This window comes from Streptomyces sp. NPDC039480 (assembly GCF_055597165.1).
In genome coordinates this window covers 44,468-67,310 of the sequence record NZ_JBVITX010000017.1, presented here as the reverse complement: position 1 = coordinate 67,310, position 22,843 = coordinate 44,468, and the positions used below count along the sequence as shown (strand labels likewise).

Here is a 22,843-nt window from a genome sequence, read left to right as displayed (position 1 = left end):
CCGAGCCGCCTCCCCACCGGCTACGGAACGATCGAGTCCACGTACCCGCCGTCGACCCGCACCGCGCCACCGGTCGTCGCCGACGCCAGCGGCGAGCTGAGGTAGACGACCATGTGCGCGATCTCCTCCGGCTCGATGAGCCGCTGGATCAGCGACTGGGGGCGGTGCTCGGTCATGAACTTCCGCTGCGCCTCGTCCCAGGGCAGGGCCCGGTCCACCAGTTCGTAGACGAAGTCCTCGACGCCGCCCGTGTGCGTCGGCCCCGCGATCACGGAGTTGACGGTGACGCCCGAACCCGCCGCCTCCTTGGCGAACCCCCGGGAGACCGCGAGCAGCGCGGTCTTCGACATGCCGTAGTGGATCATCTCCGCGGGCGTGACGAGCGCCGAGTCACTGGCGATGTTCTGGATCCGTCCCCAGGAACGGTCCTTCATGCCCGGCAGGTAGTGGCGGATCATCCGCACCGCCGTCAGGACGTTGACCTCGAAGTAGCGGCGCCATTCGGCGTCGGTGATGTCGAGGGCGGGCTCGGCGCCGAAGATGCCGAGATTGTTGACGAGGACGTCGGTGTGCGGCACCGCTTCGAAGACCTGCCGGGCGCCGTCGTCGGTGGAGATGTCGCCCGGCGCGGGGATGAACTCGGCGCCGCCGCACTCCCCCTTCAGCCGGTCGACGGCGGCGTCGACGGAGCCGCGGGAGCGGCCGTTGACCGCGACGCGGGCGCCGGCGCGGGCCAGGCCCACGGCGATCGCGGCACCGATTCCCTGGGTGGAGCCGGTGACGAGCGCGGTCTTGCCGGAGAGATCGACGAGCACGGTGCGTACCTCCTGGAACGGTTTCCGGACGGGGCGCTTCACCCCGGTATCCACTCCCCCGCCCCAGTCATACGCCAAGTCCGGTCCCTACGCCGGGGGTTGACACGCCTGGTGGCCGGAATACGTTACATGCAATATGGAACATGCCGTCGAACAACCGGGGGCTCTGTGCCACACACCAGCGATCAACGTCCGCGTCCGTGCGATCTTCTGCTGTCGCGCGCCCATGTGGTCACCGTCGACGACCGTCGGGCGGTGTACGAGCCGGGGTCGGTCGCCGTCGTGGGCGGCCGTATCGCGGCCGTGGGGCCCGCCGTCGAGGTCGACGCGGCCTGGCGGGCGGCCAGGACCGTGGACTGCCGGGGCCGGGCGGTGCTGCCTGGCTTCACCGACGGGCACACCCATCTGTTCCAGTCCCTCGCCCGCGGCCTGGGCGAGGGACTGCCCATCTGGCCGTGGCTGTGCGAGTTCATGTGGCCGTACTCCATCGCCATGGGCCCGGACGACGCCCGGGTCGCGGCGACGCTCGGCGCGGTGGAGGCGCTGCGCTCGGGCATCACGACGGTCGTCGACAACCATTACGCGCCCACGGACGCCGAGACGGTCCTCGCCGTGGCCGACGCGATCGAGTCGGCGGGCCTGCGGGGCGCGGTCGCCCGCGGCATGCTGGGCGACCGGACGGCCGTGGCGGCGGCGCGGCGCCTGCCCGAGGAGCTGTTCCGCCACTCCACCGCCGAGGAACTGGAGCTCACCCGCGAGTGCCTGACGAGGCGTCCGCCGGGGTCGCGGGTGAGCGTGTGGCCCGCCCCGCTGAACCTCAGCTATGTGGACCAGAAGCTGGTCACCGGCTCGGTGGCGCTGGCCGAGGAGTTCAACACCCGCTGGCACACGCACTGTTGTGAGGGCGCGAAGGATCCGGCGAGCTACCTGGAGGCGTACGGCCTGCGTCCTGTGGAGTGGCTCGAACGGGCGGGGCTGCTCGACGCGCGGGCGACGCTCGCCCACGCCGTGTGGCTGGACGACGACGAGATCTCCTGGCTGGGTGCGCGCGGGGCGGGGGTCGCCCACAACCCGGCGTCCAACGCCTACCTCGCCTCGGGAGTCATGCGGCTGCGGGCGCTGCGGGCGGCCGGGGCCGTGGTGTCGCTCGGCACGGACGGGCCCGCCGCGGGGCACCGGCAGGACATGTTCGAGGTGATGAAGCAGGCCCTGTTCGGCCAGCGTCAGCACACCTCGGACCCGGCCGCGCTGCGGGCCGAGGAAGCCCTGGAGCTGGCTACTCGCGAGGGGGGCAGGTACGCGGCGGTGGGCGCGGAGCCCCTGCACGTCGGTGCGGGCTCGCTGTGTGTCGGCGCACCCGCGGATCTCGTCGTGGTCGGCCTCGACCGGCCGCATCTGCGTCCGCTGCACCGCGTCGTGGCGACGCTCGTCTACGCGGCGCGCGGCGCGGACGTCGACATGACCGTCGTCGACGGACGGGTCGTCTTCGAGGACGGCCGCTGCCCGTTGGTCGATGAGGAAGCGCTGCTCTCCGAGGTCCAGGAGCGGGCCGACCACCTGGTGGAGCGGGCGTCGTTCGGCGGCCTGCGAACCCCTTGGCTGCACTGAAAAGCCACCCCATACGTCAGTCAACGCGTCTCCGGCTGCCCGTCCGCGGCCTCGTACGTGCGCCACAAGTCACGCCCCGTCGGGTCGTCGGCTCACGCCCCATGGGCGGAGGGAGAACGCACATGCCGCACCGGAATCGAGCCCGGAACCGGGACCGTAACCGCGAAGCGCACCGGAAAGAGGCCCCGGATCCCGTGGAGGCCGTGCCGTCCGTCTGGCGGCTCGGCGTCTACGGCCTCCAGCACGTCCTCGCCTTCTACGCCGGGGCCGTGGTCATGCCGCTGCTCGTCGCCGAGGGCATCGGCCTGTCGGGCGACGACATCGGCCTGCTCGTCAACGCCTCGCTCCTGACCTGCGGCATCGCCACCCTGCTGCAGTCCGTGGGACTGCCGGGGATCGGCATCCGGCTGCCGGTCGTCCAGGGCACGTCGACGACCGCCGTCCCCTCGCTCGTCTCCGTCGGCCTCGCGGCGGGCGGCGCGCAGGCGGGGCTGCCGACGGTGTTCGGCGCGGTGATCGCCGCCGGGCTCGCGCTGTTCGTGATCGCGCCGGTCTTCAGCAGACTGGTGCGGTTCTTCCCGCCGCTGGTCACCGGCACCATCGTCACGATCGTGGGCATCACCCTGCTCGCGGTGGCCGCACGGCAGGTCGGCGGCGGCGATCCATCGGCCCGTTCCTTCGGTTCACCCTCCCACCTGGGCCTCGCCGCGGTCACGTTGGCCGCCATCCTGCTCTTCAACAAGCTCTCGCGGGGCTTCCTCGCCACCGTCGCCGTCCTCGCCGGACTCGTCATCGGTACGGTGGTCGCCGCGCTGGCGGGGCGTACGGACTTCTCCGGGATCGGGGACTCCGCCTGGCTGGGGGTGGCGGCGCCCCTGCACTACGGCACGCCACGGCTCGACGCGGTCGCCGTGCTCTCCATCTTCCTCGTCATGGTCATCATCGCGGTGGAGTCCATCGGGCAGTTCTTCGCCGTCGGGCGGATCGTGGGCCGGGAGGTGTCGGGCCGGCACGTCACGCGCGCCCTGCGCGCCGACGGCCTGGCCACGGCTGCGGCAGGCGCCCTCAACTCCTTTCCCAGCACGGTCTATTCGCAGAACATCGGGCTGATCCAGCTGACCCGGGTGAAGTCGCGCTGGATCGTCGCGGCGAGCGGCGTGATCATGATGCTGCTCGGCCTGGTGCCGAAAGTGGGGGCCGTGGTGGCGTCGATGCCGACGTCCGTGCTCGGCGGGGCGACGATCGTGCTGTTCTCGACGATCGCGGTGGTCGGCGTGCAGATACTGGGCCAGGCGGACCTGACGGACCAGCGCAACACCATCCTCGTCGCGGCCAGTGTCGGCGTCGGCTTCCTGCCGACCGCGTTCCCGCAGTTCGCCGAGCAGATGCCGGGGCGGCACCTGCATGCGCTCTTCGAGAGCGGCATCATCCTCGGCACCCTCACGGCCGTGCTGCTCAACCTCTTCTTCCACCATCTGAGGCTGCCGGGCCAGAAGAAGCCGCCGGGGCGGCAGGAGAGGGACGCACGCTCCATTGACCGGTCAGAACATTACATGCAACATGAAGAACAGGCGGCCGGGTCCGGTACACCGGCCAAGGAGGCGCCGTGACAAGGGAGTTGGGGATGTCCACGCAGAGGGCGGTGAATCCGGTGGCGGCGGGGAGCCTGCTGGCGGAGCGGGCGTACGAGGAGCTGAAGAGCGCCGTGCTCGCGGGCCGGCTGCGCCCCGGCGACGCCCTGTCGGTGCCCGCCCTTGCCGTGCAGATGGGCATCAGCCGCAGCCCCGTCCGCGAGGCCGTGCAGCGGCTCATCCACGACGGCCTCGCCACGCACGCCGCCCACCGGGGCGCCGTCGTCTCCACGGTCGACATCGAGGACGTGCGCCAGCTCTATGTCGTGCGGGAGGTGATGGAGGGCCTGGCGGCGCGGCTGGCGACGGAGCGTCTTGACGCCGCCACGGTCGACGAGCTGAGCCGCCTCCTGGAGCGCCACGAGGCCGTCGTCGCCTCGGAGTTCGACGAGCAGGCGCACATCGAGATGGACATGGCGTACCACCGGCTGATCCGCGAGGCGGCGGGCAACGACCATCTGACCGCCGCCCTCGACACCATTCAGGGCAAGGCGCATCTGGCCCTCCACTCGCTGTGGCGCAGCCCGCAGGCGCCGCGGCTCGCGGTCGACGAGCACCGGCGCATCTTCGAGGCGATGACGGCGGGCGACCCGGACGCCGCCGAGCAGGCCGCCCGGGACCACATCAGGCGCCTGCGGACCCGCCTCTCCCAGGCCGTGACGGCGGACCCGGCGCAGGACACGGACCACCGGGCGGTACGCCCCATCGCATAGCCGCAGGACCCATCACCCCTACCAGCAAAGGGATGTGACTGCCCGTGAACACCGCCACCGGTGTGCGTCGCGGCGTCGGCGAGAGCGTCCGGCGCCCCGACGGCAGGCTGAAGGTCCGTGGCGACTTCGCCTACGCGTCCGATCTGCGCTGGGACGGCATGGTGTGGGGCGCGACCCTGCGCAGCCCGCACCCCCACGCCCGCATCCTGCGCCTGGACACCGCCCGGGCGAGGCGGCTGCCGGGCGTGGTGGCGGTGCTCACCCACGAGGACGTGCCGGGGCGACGGCTGTACGGGATGAAGGTCGCCGACCAGCCGGTGCTCGCCGTGGACCGCGTGCGCTATCAGGGCGAGCCGGTCGCCCTGGTGGCCGCCGACCACCCCGAGACGGCCCGCCGGGCGCTGCGCCTCATCGAGGTGGAGTACGCGGAGCTGCCCGCGCTCACCGACCCCCGGCAGGCGCTCGACGGCACGGGTCCGCCGGTGCATGAGCGGCGGGTGGACGGCGGGCAGGGCAATGTCGTACGCCACGTCCGCATCCGGCACGGCGACCTGTCCGCCGCGCGGGGGTCGGCGGACGTGGTGGTCTCGGGGACGTACGAGGTCGGGATGCAGGACCAGGCGTTCCTCGGCCCGGAGGCGGGGCTCGCGATACCGGGCGAGGACGGCGGCGTGGACGTGTACGTGTCCACGCAGTGGCTCCATGACGACCAGCATCAGATGTGCGCGGCGCTCGGTCTGCCGCCCGAGAAGGTGCGGCTCACGCTGTCCGGCGTGGGTGGCGCCTTCGGTGGGCGCGAGGACGTGTCGGTGCAGATCCACGCGGCGCTGCTCGCGCTGAACACGGGCCGCCCGGTGAAAATGAGCTACCACCGCGAGGAGTCCTTCTTCGGCCATGTGCACCGGCATCCGGCGCGGATGTGGTTCGAGCACGGTGCCACGCGCGAGGGCAGGCTCGTGTTCGTCAGGGCGCGGCTGCTCTTCGACGGTGGGGCGTACACCTCGACGTCGCAGGTCGTCATCGCGAACGGCTCGTACTTCGCGGCGGGCGCCTACGACGTGCCGAACGTCGAGATCGACGGCTACTCCGTCTTCACCAACAACCCTCCCTGCGGGGCGATGCGGGGCTTCGGGGCCGTCCAGTCGTGTTACGGCGTGGAGTCCAACCTCGACAAGCTGGCGCGTGAACTGTCCCTCGATCCAGTCGAGTTACGCGTACGCAACGCCATGAAGACCGGGACCGTACTGCCGACCGGGCAGGCGGTGGACGGACCCGCGCCCGCCGCGGAACTCCTCGAAAGGCTCCGCGCCCGCCCGCTCCCGGCCGCCCCCGATGGCCCCTTCGGGCTCCCCGGCGGCCTCAACAACACCTCGCACGGCGAGGGCATCAGGCGTGGTGTCGGATACGCGATCGGGGTCAAGGCGATCGGCTTCTCCGGTGGTGTCGACGACCGCTCGGTGGCCCGTGTGCGGCTCTTCCTCGTGAACGGCGAACCCGTCGCCGAGATCCACACGGCGGCGGCCGAGTGCGGGCAGGGCATCGTCACGGTCCAGGCGCAGATCGTCCGCACCGAGCTGGGCGTGGACCGGGTCGTGGTCCTCCCCGCGGACACCCGGGTCGGCGACGCGGGCTCGGCGTCCGCGTCGCGGATCACCTGGATGAGTGGCGGTGCGGTCCAGGGCGCGTGCAAGGAGCTGCGGGAACGGCTCGCCGGGCTCGGCGACCGTCCGCTCCCGGACCTCCTCGCCGAGCACGGGCCGCTGGAGGCGGAGTACGAGTTCGCGCACCGCCGCACGTACCCCGTGGACCCCGAGCGCGGGCAGGGCGACGCGCACATCGCCTTCGCGTTCGCGGCGCACCGGGCGGTCGTCGATGTGGACACCGACCTCGGACTGGTGAAGGTCGTGGAGCTGGCCACCGCGCAGGATGTCGGCAAGGCGATGAATCCCCTGGCGGTGGAGGGGCAGATCGAGGGCGGCAGCGCGCAGGGCCTGGGGCTCGCCCTCATGGAGGAGCTGCGGGTCTCCGACGGGCGGGTGCGCAATCCGTCCTTCACCGACTATCTGATCCCCACCATCGCGGACATGCCGCCCGTCCCCATCGACCTGCTCGAACTCCCGCACCCGGACGCGCCCTACGGCCTGAACGGCGTGGGCGAGCCGCCGACCCTGTCGTCGACTCCGGCGATCGTGAACGCGCTGCGCGACGCGACAGGCCTGGCCCTGCCCAGGGTGCCGGTGCGCCCAGAGGACATCACCGGGCCGCCGCCAGGGCGTTCCCACGACCCCGAGCGTCCCCACGACCCCGAGCGTCCCCACGACACGGAAGGGAGGTGAGGCGGGCCCTCCCCTGGGTCCCCGAACGGTCCACCACAGACACACGGTCGGCACCAGCCGGGAAGGAACGAGCACCTTGATCATCGACACCCATATGCACCCCACGAACATCGTGGACCAGGCGTGGCGGCACGACGGCTCCCCGTTCACGGGCGAGCGCACCATCGAGATGATGGACGGCCCGTACATGATCAACGGCAAGCCGCGCCGGATCGACTACGGCTGCATCATGCCGCCGCCCGGCAACAGCGTCTGGCAGGACGGGATGCGCACCGGCCGCGAAGGCATCCGCGACTACATGTCGTACATCACGGAGCTGGTCCAGCGGTACCCGGACCGGTTCATCGGGAACTTCATGTACAACCCGCGCTTCGGTCCCGAGAACGGCGCGAAGGAGCTGGAGTTCCACGTCAAGGAGTACGGCTACAAGATGGTGAAGCTGCATGCCAACATGCATGCCTACCGTCCGGACCGGGCCCTGGACTGGCTCCGCCCCGTCCTTCGGGTCTGCGACGAGCTGGGGCTCGTCGTCCTGATCCACACCGGGGACGGCCCCTACTCCATTCCGACCCAGTTCTACCCGATCATCCGGGAGTTCAAGGACGTCAACTTCATCCTGGCGCACTTCGGGGTGCAGACGGGCGGGGTGTACTGCTTCGAGGCGCTGTACATGATCCTCGACTCGCCCAATGTGTACGGGGAGTCGGGCTGGCTGCTCCAGTCACGGATCGTGGAGTTCGCCCAGCAGATGGAGCGTCATCAGCTGGTGTTCGGCACGGACTCGCCGCCCAACGAACCGGGCATGTGGGCGCGGGAGTTGGAGGTGCTGTGCGGCCCGCCGCCGCAGGGCATGCACCTGTCCGAGGATGACCTGGAGGGCTACCTCGGGAACAACATGGCCAAGCTGCTCGGCCTCAAGCCCACTCCCCCGCCGCGCGACCAGGCGGAGGCACAGCTGCGGCTGAAGGACACGTACGCCTCGCCGGCCACCGTGTCGGGTCCGTAACCGCGCCCTCGGGGCCGCCCCCGGCGTTCCGGGGGCGGCCGCCCTGCCCTCCGCCCGTCTGCACGGCGACGAGAAACGGACTCCCCCATGCGGCGCATCGGCCACCTCCTCCCCTCCACCTCACTCGGCGCCGAGCGCTGGGCGGCGCAGATCTGCGCGCCCCTCTCGGTGGAAGCCGTGCACCCCACCGCGCGGGCCGCGCTGCCGGAGCAGTTGTGCGGCCCCGCGATCGCGGGCGCACAGGCGGCCGAACTGGAGCATGGCGCCGACCAGTTGGCGCAGGCGGGCGTGGACGCGGTCGTGTGGAACGGCGGCTCGGGCGGGCTGCACGGCCTGGCGCACGCCCGCGCCATCGCCCGCACGATCGAGGCCACGGCGGGCGTGCCGGCCTCCACGGTCACGCTCGGCCAGCTCGACCTCCTGTCCCGCCACGCCCTGCACTCCCTGGCCCTGGTCACCGCGGGCTCGCGGGAGAGCGCCGGGCGCGTCGCCGACACGTACGTCGCCGCGGGGCTGCGCGTCACCTCGGTCACCGCGCTCGGCCTGGGGACACCCCGGGAGGCGGCGGAGCTGCCGGTGGCGCGGCTGCGGCGGCTGCTGCTCGACGCCGGCACCGGCGACGCGCGGTGTCTGGTGGTGGCGGGCACGGAGCTGCCGGTGGCGCCGGTGGCGGCGCTCGTGGAGCGGGAGCTCGGCAAGCCGGTGTTCGACGGGGCGCGGGTCGCGGTGCACACGGGCCTGGGGCTCCTGGGACTGCACGTCAACTCCCCTGCCTGGGGTCGGCTGTTCGCCTCCGGCACCCACGCGGGAGTGTGCTGTGACACGCACTGATGAGGCATCCGCCGAGGCGGCCACGTACGCGAGTGCGCAGGATCTGCGCGCGTTCCTGCGCGCCCACGGCCCCGGGCAGGCCGACGACGTACTGACCGTGGAGCAAGAGATCGAGGGCGAGGACGTGGCCGCGCTGGTCATGGAGCTCGCCGGGCGTGGCCGCGCCGATCTCCTTGTGTGTCCGCGGGTCGTGGGGCTCGGCACGACGCTGATCACCAATGTCTTCGCCTCGCGGGACCGTATCGCCCGGCTGCTCGGCACCGACCGCGCGGGCCTGCACCGCGTCTACCAGGCGGCCGCCGCGCGCCGCCGGGAGCCCCGTGTGGTCGCCGACGGGCCCGTCCTGGAGGTGGTGGAGGAGGGTAACGCGGTGGACCTCGGCACGCTGCCGCTCATCCGCCACTTCGCCTCCGACCGCGCCCCGTACATCACCAACGGCATCATCACGGCGGAGGCACCGCCCGCCACGCCCGGCCGAGCGGGCAACCTCAGCTACCACCGCTCCATGGTCCACTCCCGCACCGAACTCGCCACGAGCCTGCACTCGCGCGGCCATCTGTGGCAGCTCCTGAGGCTCGCCGAGAAGCGGGGCGAGGTGCTGCCGGTGGCGATGGTGATCGGCGCGCACCCGCTGTTCCTGCTCGCCGCGTCGGCCCGGGTCGGCCCCGACGTCGATGAACGCACCATCGCGGGCGGCCTGTTCAGAGCCCCCCTCGATGTCGTGCGGACCCCGCGCCGCGGCATCCGGGTGCCGGCCGGGGCCGAGATCGTCCTGGAGGGGTTCATCGATCCGGGGCGGCGGGCCGCGGAAGGGCCGTTCGGGGAGTTCTCCGGCTACTCCTCCGACCGTTCCACCAACAACGTCCTCACCGTGGAGACGGTCCTGCGCCGCCGTGACGCCCTCCTCCTCGATGTCGTCGGCGGCAACACCGCCGAGCACCTCAACCTCGCCAGACTGCCCCGCGAGGCGGAGATGGCCGACCAGCTCCGCCGCCGCTTCCCCGAGGTCACCGCCCTGCACTACCCCACTTCCGGGACGCACTTCCACGCGTACGTCGCCCTGCGCCAGGCCCGCCCAGGCCAGGCGCGCCAGATCATGCTGGCGCTGCTCGGCTGGGACCCGTATCTGAAGACCGTCGTCGCGGTCGACGAGGACGTGGACGTCACCCGTGACGCGGACGTGCTGTGGGCGATGGCGGCCCATCTGCAGCCGCACCGCGACCTGTTCGTCGTCGACGGCCTGCCCGGCAGCCCCCTCGATCCGTCGTCGACCACGGACGGCACGACCTCCCGCATGGCACTGGACGCGACGCGGGGCGCGGACTTCCACGGCGTACGCATCCGCGTGGAGCCGCGACGCATGGAGACCGCGCGGCGTCTGCTCGACGGGGACGCGCCACGCGGCTGACCGCTCCGCGCCGGCTCACGATGACTTGAGTACGTCGGCCAGGACCCGCACATGTCCGTGCGGCAGGTCCTTGGTCGCCGTGAGGAGGGTCAGCCGTCCCGTGCGTGCGACGGCGCGCAGCCGGTCGAGCTCAGCCGCCCGGCCGTCGTCCGCCAGCTCCTGGCGGTAGCGCTCGGCGAACGCGTCGAACCGCGCGGGGTCGTGGTCGTACCAGTGGCGCAGTTCGGTGGAGGGCGCCAGCTCCTTGTCCCACGTGTCGAGAGCGGCCCGTTCCTTGGAGACGCCCCGCGGCCACAGCCGGTCGACGAGGACACGGGTCCCGTCGTCCCGCTCCACGGCGTCGTAGATCCGCTTGACCTGCACGTCGAGAGAGCGGCTCGCCATCATGTCGACATTGTCCGTCCGCCGGGCGCGGACCGCGCGCGTGACCCGTTCGGGCGAGCAGCACGGGCCGTGGGTCCCGCGCGCTGTTCCAGTGAGGCCATGAGGCGACGGATCGGCAGCATCGACCGGCGGTGGTTCGAACGGGTGGCGTCGGCGCGGCTGCCCGGGGCGGAGCAGGTGCTGCCGCCGCTGAGCGCGGCGGCCAATCACGGGCGGCTCTGGCTCGGTTCGGCGGTGGCCCTCGCGGCCGTCGGCGGGCCCGCGGCCCGGCGTGCCGCGCGGCGCGGGGCGGGTTCCCTCGCGCTGGCCTCGCTGACGACGAACGTGGTGGCCAAGTACGCGGTGCGCAGGCGCAGGCCCGGCCTCGACGCGGTGCCCCTGGTGCGGCGGCTGTCGAAGGCGCCGTGGACGTCGTCGTTCCCGTCCGGGCACTCCGCGTCGGCGGCGGCGTTCGCCGTGGGGGTGGCGCTCGAGGCGCCCCGGTACGGCGCGGTGATCGCTCCGGTCGCGGCGGCCGTGGCCTTCTCCAGGGTGTACGTGGGGGTCCACTATCCCGGCGACGTGCTCGCGGGCTGTGCGCTGGGGGCGGCCGCCGCCGCGCTCACCTGCTACTGGTGGCCGCCGCGCCCTTCGCCCGCGCGGCAGCGGCGGACCCGGGTGCGGGTGCCCGCCCTGCCGGAGGGCGAGGGCCTTGTCGTGGTCCTCAACTCCGGTTCCGGAAAGGGCGTGCCGGGGCGGCTGCCCGCGCGCGAGCACCTGGAGCTGCTGCTGCCGAAGGCCGAGATCGTGGCGTGCGACCCGGCGGACGACCTCGGTGAGGTGCTGGACAAGGCGGTGGCGCGGGCGGCCGCGTCGGCCGGTGTGCTCGGCGTCTGCGGCGGCGACGGCACGGTGAACGCCGTCGCCCGGCGGGCCGCGGACGCCGGGCTCCCCCTCGCGGTGTTCCCCGGGGGCACCCTCAACCACTTCGCCCTCGACGTGGGGGTGCCCACCTTCGAGGACACCGCGCACGCCGTGCTGCGGGGCGAGGCCGTCCGCGTCGACCTGGCACGGGTGCGCGACGGCGAGGGCACGGACGTGACCGGTTTCGTCAACACCTTCAGCATCGGGCTGTACCCGGAACTGGTGCGCAGGCGCGAGAAGTTGGAGGGCCGCATCGGCAAGTGGCCCGCCGCGGCGTGGTCGGTCGTGGAGGTGCTGCGGACGGCGACGCCGCTGCGGATCCGGCTCGACGGCCACGACCGTGTGCTGTGGCTGCTCTTCGCGGGCAACGGTCAGTACGTGCCGGACGGTCTCGCGCCCACGCACCGGCCCCGCATGGACGACGGTCTGCTCGACATCCGTACCGTCGACGCCGAGGCGCCGCTTGCCCGCACCCGCGTCGCCCTCTCCGCCCTGGGCGGCGCGCTGCGGCGCTCCCGGGTCTTCCGCGCCGAACGGGTCGAACAGCTCGGGCTCAGCGGCCTGGAGGACGTGGCCGCCCTGGCGTACGACGGCGAGACCGCGCCCGCGCCGGACTCCCTGCACCTCGACAAGCGGCACGCCGCGCTGACGGTCTACAGCCCGGCCGCGCGCCTGGACGAGATCGCGCAGCGGGCCCGCACCATGACGCGGGCGGCCAACCACCGCCCGCGCCACGATCCGGCCTGATCTCTCCGGCCCGCCAACTCCCGCGCGAGGAGTGGGGTGTTCGGGCCGATGTGTGGGTCGGCGCCGCCCTGCGCCGAGCCGCACCGTGACGCGCCGGCCTGCGACGCCGCGAACCTCGCGGCCGCGTCCCGGGCCACGCGGGCCCTGGCGGGCGCACCCGGCCCGGCGGTAGCGGTGAGCGACTGGATGCGGGCCGTGCCCGACCGCACCCGTCCGGAGCGCCCGCCGCCACTTCGGCGTCGCCGACCGGGCGACCGCGGTCACCGCCCGTGCCGCCCTCGCGCGCCGCGGCGACGTCGTGCAGGAGCAGGAGCAGGAGCAGGAGAGGGTGCGGGGGCCGCCGCGCGCTGCGCGGGCAGACGCCGGTCGGGCACGCCCTTGCGCCGGGAGCGTGCCGTTCACTTCAATGCGGCGTATGGCAGCCCGTCGAACGACCCCGCAGCAGCAGGTGGCCGCTGACCCCGCCGGAACCCCTGACGGCGGCGGGCTGCCGCCGACCGCGTGGGCCGTGCTCGGACTGCTCTCCTTCCCCGGGGAGCGGACCGGGTACGAGCTCAAGAAGTGGGCCGACGCCTCGCTCCGCTTCTTCTACTGGTCGCCCGCCATCAGTCAGATCTACGCCGAGCTGCGCCGCCTCGAAGCGCTCGGGTACGCCACATCACGGCGCTCGGGGCCGGAGGCGCCCCGCACCAAGCGCGCGTACACCATCACCGAAGAGGGCCGCGCCGCGCTGACCGCCTGGGCGGGCGGCGGCCAGGACGTCGGCCCGCCCGTCCTCAAGCACCCGCTGCTGCTGCGGATCTGGCTCGGTCACCTCACCGCCCCCGAGCAGTTGCGGGCGCTGGTCGCCGGGCACATCGCGCGGACCGAGGCCGAGCTGCGGGAGGTCAGGGCCGCGCTCGCGCGGGCGGACGGCGCGCCGGCCTGGTCCCACCCCCAGGTCGCGCTGCGGTGGAGCGAGCGGCGCCTGGCGGCGGAGGTGGAGCTGGCGGAGGCGATGCTCGACGACCTCGACGAGTTGGACACAGCGACGACCTCCACAGGCTCGACGGGCTCGACCGGCTCGGCGGGTTCGACAGGCTCGACGGGCTGAGCGCGCGACCACCTCGCCCCCCGACGAACCGACCGCGAAAGCACCCCCGGTCAACGTCTGGAGGACTCGCCCACGCCCGGGTGAAGCGACTCGCCCCCGTGGCGCTCCCGGCGGTAGGACGGACGGGCCAGCCGTCCCCCGCCGTACGGAGCCGCGTACCCGTGAGCACCCGCGCCGTCCTTGTCGCCGCCCTGATCACCGGGCTCCTGCTCGGCATCTCGGGAACCAGAGCGGACAGCTCCACTCACTCGCGTCCACCCGGTTCCCACGCAGAGGCGGGCCATTAGGCTGCGACATTGCCGCACGGCTTCATCCGTCCTCGCCGCGCGGTAGCCGAGCCTCCGTCGACGGAAGCGAGTGGATCTTGAACTTCCTCACCATCGGTCATCGCGGGGTCATGGGTGTCGAACCCGAGAACACCCTCCGTTCGTTCGTCGCCGCGCAGGCGGCGGGCCTCGATCTCATCGAGCTCGATCTGCATCTGAGCAAGGACGGCGCCCTCGTCGTCATGCACGACGCCGACGTGGCCCGTACGACCGACGGCAAGGGGCCGATCGCCGAGAAGACCCTCGCCGAACTGCGCGAGCTCGACGCGGGACGCGGCGAGCGCGTCCCCGTCTTCGAAGAGGTCCTGGACGCGGTGAAGGCGCCGCTGCAGGCCGAGATCAAGGACGTCGCGGCCGCGCGCGCCGTCGCCGAGGTCATGCACCGCCGCGACCTGGTCTCCCGGGTAGAGGTGATCTCCTTCCACGACGAGGCGATCGCCGAGATCGCGCGCCTGGTCCCCGGCGTGCGCACCGCGCTCGTCGCCAGCCGCTACGGCACCGACGTCGTGCAGCGCGCCACCGCCGTCGGCGCCACCACGCTCGTCCTCAACATCCGGCGCCTGACCCTGGAGATCGTCGAGCACGCCAGGAAGGCCGACCTGCGGATCATCGGCTGGGTCGTGAACACGCAGGACGACCTGCGGCTGGTCCGGGCGCTCCAGCTGGACGGGGCGACCACCGACTACCCCGAGATCAAGCGGACGGGCCGCTTCACGGCCTAGGGGCGGCTCGGCGAGGCCCCGGCCCCGACCCCGGTCTCAGCCCAACCTCAGCCTCAGCCTCAGCCGAGATCCTTGACCAGCAGCTCGAACTGCAGGTCGTCGCGCTGCGGGATGCCGAAGCGCTCGTCGCCGTACGGGAAGGGGGTCATCTTTCCCGTACGGCGGTAGCCGCGCCGCTCGTACCAGGCGATGAGGTCCTCGCGGGCGGAGATCACGGTCATGTGCATCTCGCGGACGCCCCACGTCTCGCGCGCCGCCCGCTCGGCCTCGGCGATGATCTCCTTGCCGAGACCCGCGCCCTGCAGCGCCGGGCTCACCGCGAACATCCCGAAGTAGGCGTGGTCGCCGCGGTGGGCGAGCTGGCAGCAGGCGACGAGGAGGCCGTCCCGCTCGACGGCGAGCAGCCGGCTCGTGGGCGACTCTATGACCTCGACGACGCCCTGGGGGTCGGTGCGCTGCCCCTCCAGGAGGTCGGCCTCGGTGGTCCATCCGGCCCTGCTCGCGTCCCCTCGGTACGCCGATTCGATCAGCGCGACGAGCGCGTCGACGTCGGCGGTGTCGGCGTCGCGGAAGGTGAGTTCGCCGGAAGTGGGGCGCGGGGCGGTGTCCATGGAGCTGACTCTCCGGAATTCTTGGCGCGATATCGGGCGCCGTCGAGCCTAACGCCCGGCGGGGACGGCTAGGGTGCGGCCGCATGGTGCACGTACTGAGCGGCAGGACGCTGCTGCGCCCCACGGATCCGGAGCGCTCCCGCGCCTTCTACGGCGAGGCGCTGGGACTCGCCGTCCACCGGGAGTTCGGCACGGGCCCCGAGCGCGGCACCGTCTACTTCCTCGGCGGCGGCTTCCTGGAACTCTCCGGCCGCTCCGACGCCCCGCCCGCGCCCGGGATGCAGCTGTGGCTCCAGGTGGCGGATGTCGGGGCGGCCCAGGCGGAACTGGCGGAGCGCGGCGTCGAGGTGCTGCGCCCGCCGGTCCGGGAGCCGTGGGGCCTGATCGAGATGTGGATCGCGGACCCGGACGGCGTCCGGATCGTCCTCGTCGAGATCCCGCGCGACCATCCGCTGCGCTACCGCCCCGGGATCTGAGACGGACCATGAGTTCCCATGGGCGGGACGGCTCGCAGATGTGAAGCACATCACACGAGCAATCCATCCGGGATGCAGGGGTACATGGCCACGGGTACGGTCCGCAGAAGATCTTCCACAGCCCTGACAGGCCCGACGGCCCAGCACCGGACAGGCCCGACAGCCCTGAAGTCGATCTCCAACAGCCCAGGAGAGACATCACATGGCAGCTCCCCGGATCCTCATCGTCGGCGGCGGTTTCGCCGGCATGGAGTGCGCTCACAAGCTGGAGAAGAAGCTCTCGCCGCACGAGGCGGAGCTGCGGCTGATCAGCCCAATGGACCACCAGCTGTATCTGCCTCTGCTGCCGCACGTCGCCTCCGGAGTCCTCACTCCGCAGTCGGTCGCGGTGCCCCTGCGCCGGATGCTGCGCCGCACCAGGATCGTGCCCGGCGGCGCCATCGGCGTCGACCCCAAGGCCAAGGCCGTGGTCGTACGGAAGATCAACGGCGAGGAGGTCGTGGAGCGCTACGACTACCTGGTCCTGACCCCCGGCAGCGTCACGCGGCAGTTCGACATCCCCGGCGTCGACAAGCACGCGGTGGGCGTCAAGACGCTCGCGGAGGCCGCCTGGATCCGCGACCACGTCATCTCCCAGCTGGACCTCGCGGCGGCGAGCACGAGCCGCGAGGAGCGCGAGCAGCGGCTGCAGTTCGTGGTGGTCGGCGGCGGGTACGCGGGCGTGGAGACGGCCGCGTACCTCCAGCGTCTGACGTGTGCCGCCGTCAAGCGCTACCCGGGCCTCGACGTGTCGCAGATCAAGTGGCACGTGGTGGACGTCGCTCCGAAGCTGATGCCCGAACTGGGCGCGCGGCTCGGCGACAAGGCGATGGAGATCCTCCAGCGCCGGGGTGTGAACGTCTCGCTCGGCGTGTCCGTGGCGAAGGCGACCGAGGACACCGTCACGCTCACCGACGACCGGGTCCTGCCGTGCCGCACGCTGATCTGGACCGCGGGGGTCGCGCCCAGTCCGCTCATCGCGACGCTGGGCGCCGAGACGAACCGGGGGCGGCTCGTCGTCCGACCCGACCTGACGGTTCCCGGGCTCGACGGCGTCTTCGCGCTCGGCGACGCCGCGGCCGTGCCGGACGTGGTCAAGGGCGGCGACGCGATCTGCCCGCCGACCGCGCAGCACGCCATGCGCCAGGGCTGGGCCGCGGCGAAGAACGTCCTCGCGGCGCTGCGCGGCTTCCCGCTCGCCGACTACCGGCACAAGGACATGGGCCTCGTCGTCGACCTCGGCGGCATCCAGGCGGTGTCCAAGCCCATGGGCGTGCAACTGACGGGGCTGCCCGCCCAGGTCGTGGCGCGCGGCTACCACCTGGGCGCCCTGCGCACCGTCACCGCCCGCTTCCGCACGGCCGCCAACTGGGGGCTCAACGCGCTCGCGGGCGACGACTACGTACGCACCGGCTTCCAGGCCCAGCGCCCCGCCACGCTCAAGGACTTCGAGATGACCGACGCGTATCTGACGCCGGACGAGATCAGCAAGCGCGTGGCGGCCTGAGCCCCGGCGCCACCGGGCCTCGGCGCCGGCACGCCCTCAGCCCCTGCGCACCCCGAGGCGGCCCTCCAGCTGGGCGAGCAGCTCCCCGAGGAGCCCGCTCAGTTGGCCCTGCCCGGCCCCGTCGAGGACCGACAGCACCACGGTCTCGTACGCGAGCTGTTCGGGCAGGATCGCGTCGACGAGGTCGCGCCCGGCCTCGGTCAGGCCGACGTGGGCGACCCTGCGGTCCCGCGCGTCGGCGCGCCGGTCGACCAGCTCCCTCTCCTGGAGCAGTTTGAGGCGCTTGGTGACGGCGGCGCCGGAGGAGAAGGTCTCGCGGGCCAGCTCGCCGGGCGTCAGCTCGTGCCCCGTGCGGCGCAACGCCCCGAGCAGGTCGAACTCGGCGCGGGTCAGGCCCGCGCGGCGCAGCGGGGCGTCCTCGGCCTGCTGGAGGAGGGCCGCGCAGCGGTTGATGCGGCCGATGACCTCCATGGGCCCGGTGTCGATGTCGGGCCGCACCGCCCGCCACTGCCGCACCACCGCGGCCACGGTGTCCCCACCGGGGCCTGCCGCCGGGCCGTTCTCCGTCGTCATGCTCGTGCGCCCTCCCAGGCGTCGGCGGCTCCCGCGCGGGGCCGCGTCCCCTGACCGTTCTCACCGCGCTGACCAGTGGGTCGGCGGACCATCGCCGCGAGCGTACGGTGTCCGGCGCGCTCGGCGTCGAGCACCCGCTGTTCGGGCAGGGCGCGCTGCCACCATTCGCCGGCCGCCGCGTCGGCGGCGGCGCGCAGTTCGACGAGGGCTTCGGTGAGGCGGCGCCGCGCGGGTTCGACCGCGCCCGCCCCGGCGAGCCCGGCCTCGGCCCGCTCCCTGGCCCGTTCGGTGGTCTCGATGGCCCGCTCGATGTGGTCGGCGGCGCGCCGGTTGGTGACAAGGACGGCGGCCGCGACGCCGAGCACGGCGCCGACGAGGGTGTCCACGACGCGGTCGAGGATCAGTTCGCCGGGCTGCTGGAGGCGTGCGAACTCCGTGACGAGCAGCGCCATCGGCGTCACGCACACACTGCCGAGCCAGTAGTTGCGGGTGATCAGCGCCTCCGCCCCAAAGGCGAGGACCAGGCAGCTGACGATGAGCTCGGCGTGGCCCAGGTGGGCGAACGGCGCGATGGCGGCGAAGGCGCACACCCCGACGAGGTTCCCGACCACGCGCTGCACGCCCCGGCTCCAGGTGAGGGCGAGGTTGGCCTGGTAGAGGGAGGCCGCGGTGACCAGCGCCCAGTAGGGGCGGCCGATGCCGAGCGCGAGCGAGGCGTAACCGGCGAGGGCGCAGCCGACGGCGGTGCGCAGCGCGATGGGCAGCAGCGGGGAGCCGGGAGCGAGCCGCCGCCACAGCGGGACCTTCGGAGCGGCGAGTTCGGCGTCCAGGCCGAGGAGTTCGTCCTCCTCCCCCGGGTGTACGCCGCCGGGGCGCGGGACGGCGCCCGTGCCACGCAGTCCCGCCGCCCAGGAGCGCAGCGCGGCCGGGTCCGCCCCGGCGGGCGCGGCGAGGGCTTCCTCGGCGCGGACGACGAGCCGGCACAGGGCACGCCGGGCCGCCGTGGTGCGGGCGCCGGTGGCGAGCAGGGACTGCCAGGCGGCGTGCACGGCGCCGGCCGCGGCGGCGCGGGCCCGCGCGGTGCCGGGTCCTTCGGCCGCGGGCCCGTCGGCGTCGGCGCGCGCGGCCTCGGCGTACGCGGCGGCGGCGTTCAGGGCGCGCGCGGTGGCCCGGCGCTCGGGCCCGTGCGGGCGGATCAGGGCCGGTGCCATGCCGACGAGCCAGGCGAGGGCGCCGCCGGTGAGGGTCAGGGCGAGGTGGCCGGGGACCTGGCCCAGGGTCTGCGGCGCGAAGAGGCTCGCGGAGCTGATGAAGGTGAAGATCAGGTGCCCGGGCGGGCCGATGCGGGTGGCGTCGCAGAGCGTCTTCTGCGCGGCGGCGAGCAGCGCGCCGACCGCGACGAGGATTGCCGCCGAGCTCGTCAGCGAGGCGGTGACCAGGGCGACGGCGACGCTCGCGGTCATCCCCGCGACGACACCGGCCAGGACGCGGGCGCGGGCGGCGTAGGGGAGGTTGTGGGCGTACAGGGCGCAGAAGGACCCGGCCATCGTGTACATCACCAGGTCGAGCCGACCGAGGGCGAGCAGCGTCAGGTTCGGTGCCGCGTTGGCCACGACCACGCTGGTCGCAGGCTTGAACCAGATGTCGGACGGCTTGCCGGGGCGCAGCACACCGGCGAGCGGGAGCCGACGGACGCGGGCGGGGCGGGGGGACGGGTGCGGGGACGGGTTCAGGGACGGCGGCGTACTGCTCATACCCAAAAGATTAGCAAGTGTTTTACTCGCAAACGATCTGGGTCCGAGAGGCGCGCCGCGAGGTCCGCGTGAGGTGTGCCGAGACGCGCGCGCCCACCCGGCCGCTCCCCCTGCGCTCCCTTGCACCCCTGTGCGCTCGCGTACGGCCCCGCGGACCCGGGCATCGACCCGACGACACCGTCTACAGGGGGAGGGTGCGGTGCACGGACCTGCACAGGCCGCCTGGCTGCTCGTCGCGCTGTGCGCGGCGACCGGGGCCTACTGTCTGCTGCGGATGCGCAGCCGGATCGAGGAACAGCGCCGCACGGCCGGCGGCGAGGCGCTCATGGGGTTCGGGATGGCGGTGATGGCGGTGCCCGCGGCCGTGGTCGCGCCGCCGCGCTGGGCCTGGCTGGTCTACGCCGCGGTGTTCGGCGCCGCCGCGCTGCACACGGTGTGGGCCGCCCGCGCGCACCGCCACCACCTCCACCACCTGGTCGGCGCGTCCGCCATGGTCTACATGTCGGTGGCGATGGCCACGGCGCCCGGCGCACACACCGGGCACGGCGGCACCGGCGTCCCGCTGCTCACCGGCGCCCTCCTGCTCTACTTCGCCGGGTACGTCCTGTGGTCGGGCGCGCGCCTGGCGCCCCGTGCGGTCGCCTCGGCGGCGGGCGGTCCCCCGATGCCGGGGTGGGCGGACCGGCCGGAGGTGGCGTCGGCGTGCCGGTTGTCGATGGGGATCGGGATGGTGGCGATGCTGCTCACGCTGTAGACGGCCGCCCGCGCGTCGGCGCGGTTTCAATGGTCGATCAGCCCGGCCAGGGCGGTGTCAGTGCGCGATCAGCCCCGCCAGCGCGGTGTCAGTGCTCGATCAGCCCGGCCAGCGCGGTGAGGCTGTCGATGCGCCAGTCCACCGCGTCGGCGACGGCTGGGTCGTTCGCCCAGTAGTGCCCCCACGGGCCGCGCCGGATGTGTGCCGCGAGCAGGCCCGCCCGCTTGGCGGGGAACACGTCGTGCGCGGGGTGGTCGCCGACGTACAGGGTCTCCTGCGGTCCGGCCTGGGCCACTTCGAGCACCCTGGTGAAGAAGGCGGGGTCCGGCTTGGCCACGCCCCAGTCGCCCGACGTGACGACGAGGTCGGCGGGCAGGTCGAGGTCGCGCAGGAGTTCGGCCGCGCGTGGCGTTCCGTTGCCGGCGACGACGACGCGGACGCCCAGCTTCTGGAGACCGCCGAGGGCGGGCCGCACGTCCGCGTAGAGGTCGGCCTCGCCCAGATGCTCGCCCCGGCCCGCGGCCTCGCGCGCGTGGTGGGCGGAGGCGATGTCCATGTCCGGGCTGACGAACCGCAGCGCGTCGGCGCCGTCGCCGCCCTGCGCGACGGCGGCGCCCACGAGCGCGGAGAGGGTGTGGCGCGGCACCTGCAGCCAGTCCGCCCAGGCTGCCCAGTAGCGGTCGTCTTTGGTGAGGGTCTCCCCCACGTCGAACACGATGGTCTCGATCACCGTCCGCACACTAACGCCGTCCCGGCCCGCGGGCCGCGGTCGTCACTCGTACGTGAGATGCGCCCGTGTCGGCCGTGGCGTGCGTCACTTGGGACGGCAGCCCATACCCTCGGGCAGCCCGACCCTCATAGGCTGGGCGGCATGATGGTCCCCGTCGCGCTGTTGCTGCTGGGCGCCCTGACCGCCGTCGTCGCCCCCCGGATGCTCGCGCGGGCCGACTGGCCGGAGCGCGAACCCGTGGTCGCGCTGTGGGCTTGGCAGTGCGTCGTGGCGGGTGTCCTCGTCTGCTGCGCGCTCTCGATGACGCTGAGCGCCGCCGCCGCGTGGCAGGCCGTGCGCGGACACGTCTTCGCTCCCGCTCCGCACGCCGTGGTCGAGGCGTACGCCCTGCAGGCACCCGGCCCTTGGGCCGCGGCGACCGCCGTGGTGCTGGCCTGCGGAGGCGTGTGGACAGCGGTCATGCTGACCCGGGAGATCGCCCGGGCGCGGGCCCGGCGGTCCGGCCGGCGGTCCGAACTGCTCGTACGTTCGCCGCTGCTGCCCGGCGAGGAGCCGGGGAGCAACCGTCTCGTGGTCCTCGAGGGTGAGCGCCCCGACGCCTGGTGGCTGCCGGGCCAGGCGCCTCAACTGGTCGTCACCACCGCCGCGTTGCGGCGCCTGAAGGGCCGTCAGCTCGATGCCGTCCTCGCGCACGAGCAGGGGCACGCCCAGGCCAGGCACGACTGGCTGCTGCACTGCTCGGGCGCGCTGGCGGTCGGGTTCCCGCAGGTGCGGGTGTTCGCGGCGTTCCGCGCGGAGATGCACCGCCTGGTGGAGCTCGCCGCCGACGACGTGGCGTCGCGCCGCTTCGGCCGACTGACGATCGCCCTCGCCCTGGTCGAACTCAACGAGGACCGCGGTGTGTTCGGCCCCTGCCCGGCCCATCAGGCGCACGTCCCGCAGCGCGTGCACCGGCTGCTCGCGGCCCGCCCGCGCCTCACGGCGGGGCGCAGGCTGCGCCTGACGGCGACGGCGGCGCTCGTGCCGGTGATCCCCGTCCTGGTCACGTTCGTACCGGGCCTGCGCGCGCTGGGCTAGGCAGTCGCCCCCGCGGGCCGACGCGCCCGGCTCCGCCCCCCGGGATGGCCTCCGCCCCGCCCCGTCGGCGAGGATCAATGCATGTACCCCGCGCCCCCCGACTCCCCGACCCGACCGCCCGGCTCCCGCGCCGCCGTCACCGCGGCGGCCCTCGCCGTGCCGTCGCTCCTGCTGCTCCTCCTCGTCGCACTGGAGTGGCGGCCCCTGCTCTCGCTCGACGACGACATCGCGCGCACCACTCACCGCTGGGCGGTGGACGACCCCGGCACCACACGGGTCAGCCGGATCCTCACCGACTGGGTGTGGGACCCGTGGACGATGCGCGCGCTGACCGCGGTGGTGGTGATCTGGCTCGTGGTGCGGGGGGCGCGGTTGCTCGCGCTCTGGGTCGCCGGCGCCTGCCTGACCGGGTCGGTCGTGCAGCAGGGGCTCAAGGCGGCGGTCGACCGGCCGCGCCCGGTGTGGCCGGACCCGGTGGACTCCGCGCACTACGCGGCGTTCCCCTCGGGGCACGCGATGACGGCTGCGCTCGTCTGCGGACTGCTCCTGTGGTTGCTGCGCGTGCACGGCGCGGGCCCCGCCCTGTGGCGGACCGGCCTGGGTCTCGCCGCCGTTTCTGTCGCCGGGGTCGGTCTGACCCGGATCTGGCTCGGCGTGCACTGGCCTACGGACGTCGTGGGCGGTTGGCTGCTCGGGGCCCTGACGGTGGCGCTGACGGTGGCGACGTACGCGTACGGCCCCGGCAGGCACACCACGGAGAACACGCACGACACGGACAGCACGGGCAGCACGGACTGAC

General features: G+C 73.4%; 21 protein-coding genes. 15 read left to right on the top strand and 6 right to left on the bottom strand.

The genetic code is table 11. The annotated features are described in order from the left end of the window. Nucleotides 1-20: 20 nt before the first annotated feature. On the bottom strand, nt 21-815 hold the full coding sequence (locus ACZ56E_RS37460) for an SDR family NAD(P)-dependent oxidoreductase (protein ID WP_471221534.1): 795 nt from the start codon (nt 813-815) through the stop codon (nt 21-23). A 255-nt stretch (nt 816-1,070) separates the two neighbouring features. Here ACZ56E_RS37460 and ACZ56E_RS37455 point away from each other — a divergent pair, with 255 nt between their 5' ends. From ACZ56E_RS37455 to ACZ56E_RS37425, 7 genes are all read left to right on the top strand, one after another. Beyond that, a complete protein-coding gene (locus ACZ56E_RS37455; RefSeq protein ID WP_471221357.1) occupies nt 1,071-2,423 on the top strand; it encodes an amidohydrolase family protein in 1,353 nt (450 codons plus the stop codon). 194 nt (nt 2,424-2,617) lie between these two features. Then, complete coding sequence (locus ACZ56E_RS37450; protein ID WP_471221355.1) at nt 2,618-4,033, top strand: nucleobase:cation symporter-2 family protein; 1,416 nt, start codon at nt 2,618-2,620, stop codon at nt 4,031-4,033. Between the two features lie 14 nt (nt 4,034-4,047). Continuing rightward, a complete protein-coding gene (locus ACZ56E_RS37445) occupies nt 4,048-4,767 on the top strand; it encodes a GntR family transcriptional regulator (protein ID WP_471221353.1) in 720 nt (239 codons plus the stop codon). A gap of 44 nt (nt 4,768-4,811) precedes the next feature. Next, nucleotides 4,812-7,103, top strand: a complete 2,292-nt coding sequence (locus ACZ56E_RS37440; RefSeq protein ID WP_471221351.1) for a molybdopterin cofactor-binding domain-containing protein — start codon at nt 4,812-4,814, stop codon at nt 7,101-7,103. 76 nt (nt 7,104-7,179) lie between these two features. After that, a complete protein-coding gene (locus ACZ56E_RS37435) occupies nt 7,180-8,109 on the top strand; it encodes an amidohydrolase family protein (RefSeq protein ID WP_471221349.1) in 930 nt (309 codons plus the stop codon). A gap of 87 nt (nt 8,110-8,196) precedes the next feature. After that, on the top strand, nt 8,197-8,940 hold the full coding sequence (locus ACZ56E_RS37430) for an aspartate racemase/maleate isomerase family protein (protein WP_471221347.1): 744 nt from the start codon (nt 8,197-8,199) through the stop codon (nt 8,938-8,940). Beyond that, nucleotides 8,927-10,348, top strand: coding sequence for a UbiD family decarboxylase (locus ACZ56E_RS37425; RefSeq protein ID WP_471221345.1), 1,422 nt, complete (start codon nt 8,927-8,929; stop codon nt 10,346-10,348). The genes ACZ56E_RS37430 and ACZ56E_RS37425 overlap by 14 nt, the downstream gene beginning before the upstream one ends. Before the next feature lie 15 nt (nt 10,349-10,363). Here the strand turns inward: ACZ56E_RS37425 and ACZ56E_RS37420 are convergent, their stop codons facing one another. Next, nucleotides 10,364-10,735, bottom strand: coding sequence for a DUF488 domain-containing protein (locus tag ACZ56E_RS37420; protein WP_471221343.1), 372 nt, complete (start codon nt 10,733-10,735; stop codon nt 10,364-10,366). 96 nt (nt 10,736-10,831) lie between these two features. Here ACZ56E_RS37420 and ACZ56E_RS37415 point away from each other — a divergent pair, with 96 nt between their 5' ends. From ACZ56E_RS37415 to ACZ56E_RS37405, 3 genes are all read left to right on the top strand, one after another. Then, complete coding sequence (locus ACZ56E_RS37415) at nt 10,832-12,382, top strand: phosphatase PAP2 family protein (RefSeq protein ID WP_471221341.1); 1,551 nt, start codon at nt 10,832-10,834, stop codon at nt 12,380-12,382. Nucleotides 12,383-12,890: 508 nt separating this feature from the next. Beyond that, entirely contained in the window at nt 12,891-13,475 is a 585-nt protein-coding gene (locus tag ACZ56E_RS37410; protein WP_471221532.1) for a helix-turn-helix transcriptional regulator, read from the top strand. A 364-nt stretch (nt 13,476-13,839) separates the two neighbouring features. Beyond that, nucleotides 13,840-14,523, top strand: coding sequence for a glycerophosphodiester phosphodiesterase (locus tag ACZ56E_RS37405; protein WP_471221339.1), 684 nt, complete (start codon nt 13,840-13,842; stop codon nt 14,521-14,523). A 59-nt stretch (nt 14,524-14,582) separates the two neighbouring features. Here ACZ56E_RS37405 and ACZ56E_RS37400 read toward each other — a convergent pair whose 3' ends face one another. Continuing rightward, nucleotides 14,583-15,134, bottom strand: coding sequence for a GNAT family N-acetyltransferase (locus ACZ56E_RS37400; protein ID WP_471221337.1), 552 nt, complete (start codon nt 15,132-15,134; stop codon nt 14,583-14,585). An 83-nt stretch (nt 15,135-15,217) separates the two neighbouring features. Here ACZ56E_RS37400 and ACZ56E_RS37395 point away from each other — a divergent pair, with 83 nt between their 5' ends. Both ACZ56E_RS37395 and ACZ56E_RS37390 read left to right on the top strand, forming a co-directional pair. Continuing rightward, nucleotides 15,218-15,610, top strand: a complete 393-nt coding sequence (locus ACZ56E_RS37395; protein ID WP_471221335.1) for a VOC family protein — start codon at nt 15,218-15,220, stop codon at nt 15,608-15,610. A gap of 202 nt (nt 15,611-15,812) precedes the next feature. Next, complete coding sequence (locus ACZ56E_RS37390; protein WP_468605730.1) at nt 15,813-17,156, top strand: NAD(P)/FAD-dependent oxidoreductase; 1,344 nt, start codon at nt 15,813-15,815, stop codon at nt 17,154-17,156. A 36-nt stretch (nt 17,157-17,192) separates the two neighbouring features. On the opposite strand, the gene ACZ56E_RS37385 is transcribed toward ACZ56E_RS37390, so the two are convergent. Both ACZ56E_RS37385 and ACZ56E_RS37380 read right to left on the bottom strand, forming a co-directional pair. After that, entirely contained in the window at nt 17,193-17,729 is a 537-nt protein-coding gene (locus ACZ56E_RS37385; RefSeq protein WP_471221333.1) for a MarR family winged helix-turn-helix transcriptional regulator, read from the bottom strand. Beyond that, entirely contained in the window at nt 17,726-19,483 is a 1,758-nt protein-coding gene (locus ACZ56E_RS37380; RefSeq protein WP_471221331.1) for an FUSC family protein, read from the bottom strand. Before ACZ56E_RS37380 ends, ACZ56E_RS37385 begins: the two co-directional genes overlap by 4 nt. 199 nt (nt 19,484-19,682) lie before the next feature. Here ACZ56E_RS37380 and ACZ56E_RS37375 point away from each other — a divergent pair, with 199 nt between their 5' ends. Then, nucleotides 19,683-20,237 carry a DUF5134 domain-containing protein gene (locus tag ACZ56E_RS37375; protein WP_471221329.1) on the top strand — a complete coding sequence of 185 codons (555 nt, stop codon included), beginning with the start codon at nt 19,683-19,685 and terminating at the stop codon, nt 20,235-20,237. 88 nt (nt 20,238-20,325) lie between these two features. Here the strand turns inward: ACZ56E_RS37375 and ACZ56E_RS37370 are convergent, their stop codons facing one another. Next, nucleotides 20,326-20,964, bottom strand: a complete 639-nt coding sequence (locus tag ACZ56E_RS37370) for an HAD family hydrolase (RefSeq protein WP_468606074.1) — start codon at nt 20,962-20,964, stop codon at nt 20,326-20,328. A 144-nt stretch (nt 20,965-21,108) separates the two neighbouring features. Here ACZ56E_RS37370 and ACZ56E_RS37365 point away from each other — a divergent pair, with 144 nt between their 5' ends. Both ACZ56E_RS37365 and ACZ56E_RS37360 read left to right on the top strand, forming a co-directional pair. Beyond that, entirely contained in the window at nt 21,109-22,044 is a 936-nt protein-coding gene (locus ACZ56E_RS37365; RefSeq protein WP_471221327.1) for a M56 family metallopeptidase, read from the top strand. Between the two features lie 81 nt (nt 22,045-22,125). Next, entirely contained in the window at nt 22,126-22,842 is a 717-nt protein-coding gene (locus tag ACZ56E_RS37360) for a phosphatase PAP2 family protein (RefSeq protein WP_471221325.1), read from the top strand. Nucleotide 22,843: the final 1 nt, after the last annotated feature.